6 protein-coding genes are annotated in these 5254 nt (G+C 71.1%); 3 read left to right on the top strand and 3 right to left on the bottom strand.

The window, feature by feature from the left end:
• Both D1643_RS09665 and D1643_RS09670 read right to left on the bottom strand, forming a co-directional pair.
• Window positions 1-1031 (bottom strand): DNA repair protein (locus D1643_RS09665; protein WP_370520334.1); only part of this gene is annotated, 1031 nt, incomplete at its 3' end.
• Window positions 1032-1083: 52 nt separating this feature from the next.
• The gene (locus D1643_RS09670; RefSeq protein WP_160710430.1) at window positions 1084-1749 is read right to left on the bottom strand and encodes an arylamine N-acetyltransferase; all 666 of its coding nucleotides are present in this window, start codon (window positions 1747-1749) and stop codon (window positions 1084-1086) included.
• Here D1643_RS09670 and D1643_RS09675 point away from each other — a divergent pair.
• Both D1643_RS09675 and D1643_RS09680 read left to right on the top strand, forming a co-directional pair.
• A complete protein-coding gene (locus tag D1643_RS09675; RefSeq protein ID WP_160710426.1) occupies window positions 1723-2169 on the top strand; it encodes an ATP-binding protein in 447 nt (148 codons plus the stop codon). The two genes, D1643_RS09670 and D1643_RS09675, sit on opposite strands and share 27 nt — an antisense overlap.
• A 119-nt stretch (window positions 2170-2288) precedes the next feature.
• Window positions 2289-2432, top strand: coding sequence for a hypothetical protein (locus D1643_RS09680; RefSeq protein ID WP_160710427.1), 144 nt, complete (start codon window positions 2289-2291; stop codon window positions 2430-2432).
• A 196-nt stretch (window positions 2433-2628) separates the two neighbouring features.
• On the opposite strand, the gene D1643_RS09685 is transcribed toward D1643_RS09680, so the two are convergent.
• On the bottom strand, window positions 2629-3960 hold the full coding sequence (locus tag D1643_RS09685; protein WP_160710428.1) for a hypothetical protein: 1332 nt from the start codon (window positions 3958-3960) through the stop codon (window positions 2629-2631).
• Between the two features lie 687 nt (window positions 3961-4647).
• Here D1643_RS09685 and msrA point away from each other — a divergent pair.
• A partial coding sequence (gene msrA, locus D1643_RS09690) for a peptide-methionine (S)-S-oxide reductase MsrA (RefSeq protein WP_201751077.1) occupies window positions 4648-5254 on the top strand: 607 nt, incomplete at its 3' end.

Genomic DNA, 5254 nt, shown 5'->3' on the forward strand with positions numbered 1-5254 from the left:
CCGTGCTCGCCCACGAACACCTCCCGCGCCCCGCGGCCGGCGCCGCCTCCATCCTCATCCGCGCCCCGCTCCCCGGCCGCGCCTGCGGCTCCCGCGCGCCCTCCCCCACCGCCCGCGGCATGCGCCCCGCGGTCGGCGCCGTAGCCCACCATGAGCGAGATGTGATTCGTCACCAGGCGCTTCGCCACCAGGTCGAGCACCGAGGCGTCCACCATCTCGCGCAGCACCACGCGCGCCTCCTCGAACGTGTAGGCGCCCGGCAATATCTGGCCGTTCATCATCGACGTGCTTCCCGGTCGATAGGCCTTGATCTCGGCGATGGTGCAGGGCTCGACACCCCAGGCGTGGTCGATGAGGTACTCGGCGTTGGCGCCGAACTCGTCGTAGAGCACGTCCGGATCCATCTCAGTGACGCCCTTCAAGTCGAACACGCGGAAGCGCGCCAGCCGCCGGGCAATGCCAGGCCCGATATTCCAGATGTCGGTGATGGGGCGATGACGCCAGATGCGCCGGCGGAACTCCTCCTCGTCCAGGTAGCCGATGAAGTCCGGCGCGTGCTTGGCCGTCACATCAAGCGCCACCTTCGCCAAGAACAGGTTGGTGCCGATGCCTGCCGTGGCGGGGATGCCCGTCTCCTGGAACACCGCATCGCGCAGCATGACGGCGAACGTGCGCGCATCCACGCCGTAGAGGCTGAGGTAGGGCGTCGCGTCGATGAAGCACTCGTCGATGGAGTAGACGTGGATGTCGTCAGGCGACACATAGCGCAGGTAGATGCCGTAGATATCGGCTGACGCCTTCATGTAGGCGCGCATGCGCGGCAGTGCCGTCACGTATTCCACCCCCGGCGGAATCTCGTGCAGGCGGCAGCGGTTGCGGATGCCGAGCTCCTTCATGGCCGGCGTGATGGCCAGGCAGATGGTGGTGCCCGAACGCTCGGGATCGGCCACCACCAGGTTCGCGGTCATCGGGTCGAGGCCGCGCGCGCGACACTCCACCGAGGCATAGAAGCTCTTCAGGTCGATACACACATATGTTCGCTGTTTCGGCATGGGCGTACTATACCACGCCCACGCCCGCTGGCTAGTAGGAAAGCCCGAAGAATCGCCGCAACACCTCGTCCACCTCCGTCTCGCCCAGCTCGAGACAGCGCCGCGACGCGCCCGAGCGGATGACCAGGCGCCACCCCGTCAGCGCCACGTGACCGTCGGTCGTGCGCATGTTCACCAGGTCCTGCTCGCGGAACTCCGTCCCCGGCAGCGAGCACGCCAGGTTGAGTGCGGCGAAGTCCTCATCCTCCACGCGCGCGATGCACAGCTCGAGCACGCCCAGCCGCTCCCCCGTCGACGCGCGGAAGCGGTCGACGCGCCACCAGGCCTCGTCGAGACGCACCGCCTCGAAGCACTCGCCTCCCACCCCCTGCGGCCCCGACGCCTCCAGCCGCAAGGGCCCGCCCGGAGCCGGGCCGCCATAGCCGACATCCGCCGACGCGAGCACGCCCTCCACGCTCACCAGCAGCCCCCGGTGGTTGATCGGGTCGCGCTGGCCGGGCACGTCAGCCGAGCGAGCCAGACACGGCCGCGCGTCATAGCCGAGCGCCACGAGCAGCGCCTCGAACAGCTTGTTGAGCTCGAAGCAGTACCCGCCGCGGCGCTTTCGTACGATCTTGTCGAACAGCGCGTCTAACCGCAGGTCGGGCGCGCAGCCGACCTCGCCTACCAGGTGTACGACTTCAGCTACTCGGCCCAGAAGATCCGCCTCGGCGGCATGAGGCTCTACGCGGCCGACCCCGGGCTGTACTGGGCGAGCGCGCCCGCCACCGACGACGGTCTCGCCTTCTCGCTCGAGACGGCGGTCTACCTGGAGCTACGCCGACGCCGCAAGACGGGACGCCTGGGCGACGTGGCCATGCTCAAGCTGCCCTCTGGCAAGGAGGTGGACTTCATCGAGGGGGACGCGGTCCTGGGCGAGGCGAGCTCCCTCGTACAGGTCTGCCTCGACCTGGAACGGGAGTCAACCAGGAAGCGCGAGGTCAGCGCCCTGCAGGAGGCGATGGCGCGCTTCGACGCCCGCGAGTCCGCCATCGTGACCCTCGACGAAGAGAAGACCCTGGAGACCCCCGAGGGGGTCATCCATATCCTCCCCGCCTGGAAGTGGCTCCTGCGCTGAGCCGTCAGCCCCTCCCCGTACGCAGCAGGCGCGGGGTCTTTCGCGCGGGGACGGCCCCTCGCGTTAGGTGACAAAAGGGTTAGGTGCGCGCAAGGGTGAGGTAAGCGAGACCCCGTAGGATGGAACCATCGAAGATCCCGAACATGGAGGTGGTTCTCATGTGCAAGCTCGCGAAGATTCTGCTGCCGTTGGCCGTCGTCGGCATCGTCGGGGTGGCGCTGGCGCTCCAGGCGCCCGCCGTCACCAAGATCGAGGAACGATGAGCGCGCCTGCCGCGCAGGCGGGGCGCCTCGGGCGGACCGGCGGTCGAGCATCGGGCCCGCGGCGCCGGTCGGCCGCGGGAACGGGCGCTCCGCAGGGAGCCGCATCCGCGCGAAGCGGCGCGCTCGACCGGCTGCTGGGCGTCGCCCTGGCCGGCGCCGTGCTGGCGCTCGGCCTCGCGACGTGCGCCTTCGCCGCTTAGGAGGACGCACCTGCTGCGGCTGCTTTCGCAGCCGAGTCGCCCTGGGCGCCGGTCGCCTGGCCGCTGCCACTCGCAGAGCCGCCCGTGCCCGAGCCGCCGTCTGCGGAACCGCCGGATCCCGAGCCGCCGCCCGAGCCGCTCGTCGTGCCGGATCCGCCCGTACCCGCTCCCGACCCGGCGCCGTCTGACCCGGAGCCTGAGCCGCCCGACCCCGGGTCGGCGCCGCCGGTCGAACCGCCCGTCGAGCCGCCGTTGGAGTCCGCGCCGCCCGTCGAGGTGCCCGTCGAGGAGCCGTTGCCGCTGGCGCCCTGGTCACCCGATGCGTCGGACTGATCCGCGCCGCTGCCGTCCGCGCCAGCGCCCGCGTCGCTTGGGGACGCCGCCTTGTTATCCGCAGCAGCCTTGTCCGCGGCCGCGTCTTCCTGGTCGTCCTTCTCCTTTTCGTCGGCAGCCTGCTCCTTCGCCGGCGCCGAGAAGCGCACGGGCTCCGGCTTCGCGCCCAGCCCCTGGCCCATGGTGAGGAACCACACGGCGGCGCCCGAAAGCGCGACGGCGACGAGCGCCGACAGCGCGGCCACGAGCGCCACGTTACGGCGGGTACGCGACCGGCGCAGACGCGCCTCACGAGCTGCCCGCACGGCACCGTCGACCTCCATCCCGGCGTCGCCCAGGTGCGGCGTGGCCGTCGACCGCCCCCGCAGGCGCTCCGCCGCGCCAAGGGGCAGCATCGCGCCCAGCGCGCCGCGCCCGTCGTCCGCCCAGGCACCCGGAGCCGTGCCGGCGACCGCGGGTTCTGCCGCCATCTCGGGCGCGTCTGACCTGCCGGCCTGATCGCCCGCGCTCGACGCCCAGCCGGCCTGGCCGCCCCCGGCATTCGCCGCCCCCGTGGCCAGGGGAGCCGCCGCATCCGCAGAGTCCGCGGCGCCCCCGGCCGCCGCACCCGCAGGATCTGTTCCCGCCGCAACCGCGGGATCTGCCGCAGCCCCAACCCCCTGGCCAGGCGCTCCCGCGCCTTCGCGCACCGAGAGGCTAGACGCCCCCGCGCCTTCTGCCACGCCAGCGGGAGCACCGTGCACTGTCTGGGGCAGCTCGCGGATGCGCTCGGCCGAGGCCGCGAGGAAGTTCTTGTAGAGCGATGAGCACACCGTCGACACCACCGACGCCACGGCCACGCCGATAATCGACCCCGCGATACCGATGTAGGACGATAGCAGCATGGAGGTGACCGCAGCCAGCGCCGTGCCCGCCACCTGCGGAAGCGACAGGTCGCTCAGCACCCCGCGCAGCACGCTCGGGCGCTGCCCCGCTGCGCCGTGGGCCCAGGTCATGGCGCGCCTCCTTCCACCTGCCATCGTCTTGCGGCGGGCACGCCGGCAGAAGCGCGCTCGCGTCTTTCCCCCATTGTGCGCAGGCGCCGCCCTGCCCGCCGCGCGCCGTGCCGACGGTCGCCGAACCGTCACGCGACCGCCGCCTCGCCTCCACGTCCTCCAGCCGTTCTGTGCCCGGCGTGCCCGCGCCCCAGCTGGGCCCCGCGTGCCGGCGGAGGCACCGCGTGCCACGGCGCCGGGGGGTCGGTGCGGGCGCATCGGCTCGGCGGAGCCCCTCCCCCGCGCGTGCCCGGGCAGGAAAACGCCCCGTTTCTGGCGAGCAATCACGACTTTGCAGCACCATCGCATCGCGCAGCCCTACTCCGCGCACGTTTCCCCAGGTGCCTTCCGCGCAAGAGACGTCCTCCCCCGGCTCCTTAGCGCTTTTTCACCTTCTAGATGTTGCAAAGTCGTGATTGCTCGCCAGAAACGGGGCGTTTTCCTGCCCGCCGTTTCCCCGAGCGGCCCGCCCCCCTCCATCGGACAACGGACGAGGTCTGCCCAGGTCGCCCGCACCGCCGCCCGCGGCCCTCCTTTTCGCGCAGGAATCCTTCTCGTTACGGTTGACGCGGCCAGCAGGGACGGGCGGTCCGCGTTGCTAGCATGGAGCGCCAGACAAGCGTCTCCCCTGATCGCAAAGGAAGAGCCATGGACCTGCACGAGATATACCTGGCCGGCGGATGCTTCTGGGGCACCGAGGCCTACCTGCAGAGGCTGCCTGGCGTCATCGACACCGAGGTGGGCTACGCCAACGGCAGCACGCCACACCCCACCTACGAGCAGGTGTGCGCGGGGGTCACCGGTCACGCCGAGTGCGTGCGTGTCGCCTTCAACGCCGAGGTCGTCTCGCTGCCCTTGCTGCTGGAGGCCTTCTTCCGCACCATCGACCCCACATCGCTCAACCGCCAGGGCAACGACTGCGGCGAGCAGTACCGTACCGGCATCTATTGGAGCGATCCCTTCGATGCGCCTGCCGTAGCTAACGCCCTCTACGATCTGGAGCGACGCTGCCCCAAGCCTGTGGTGGTGGAGGCCGGTCCGCTACATGAGTTCTGGCCAGCCGAGCGCTATCACCAGGACTACCTGGAACGCAATCCCGGCGGCTACTGCCATGTGAACCTAGCAGATGCCGACGCCTTCATCACCGAGCACGAGGCGGCCTTCGGCGAGGGCCGGCGGCGGCGCCACGGCCACCGCGACCCGTTGCGCTGCGGCGCCCCGGCAGGCAGCGGCGCCGCGGCCGAGACCCCGGCCC

Source organism: Enterorhabdus sp. P55, assembly GCF_009911695.1.
Taxonomy (GTDB): Bacteria; Actinomycetota; Coriobacteriia; order Coriobacteriales; family Eggerthellaceae; genus Enterorhabdus.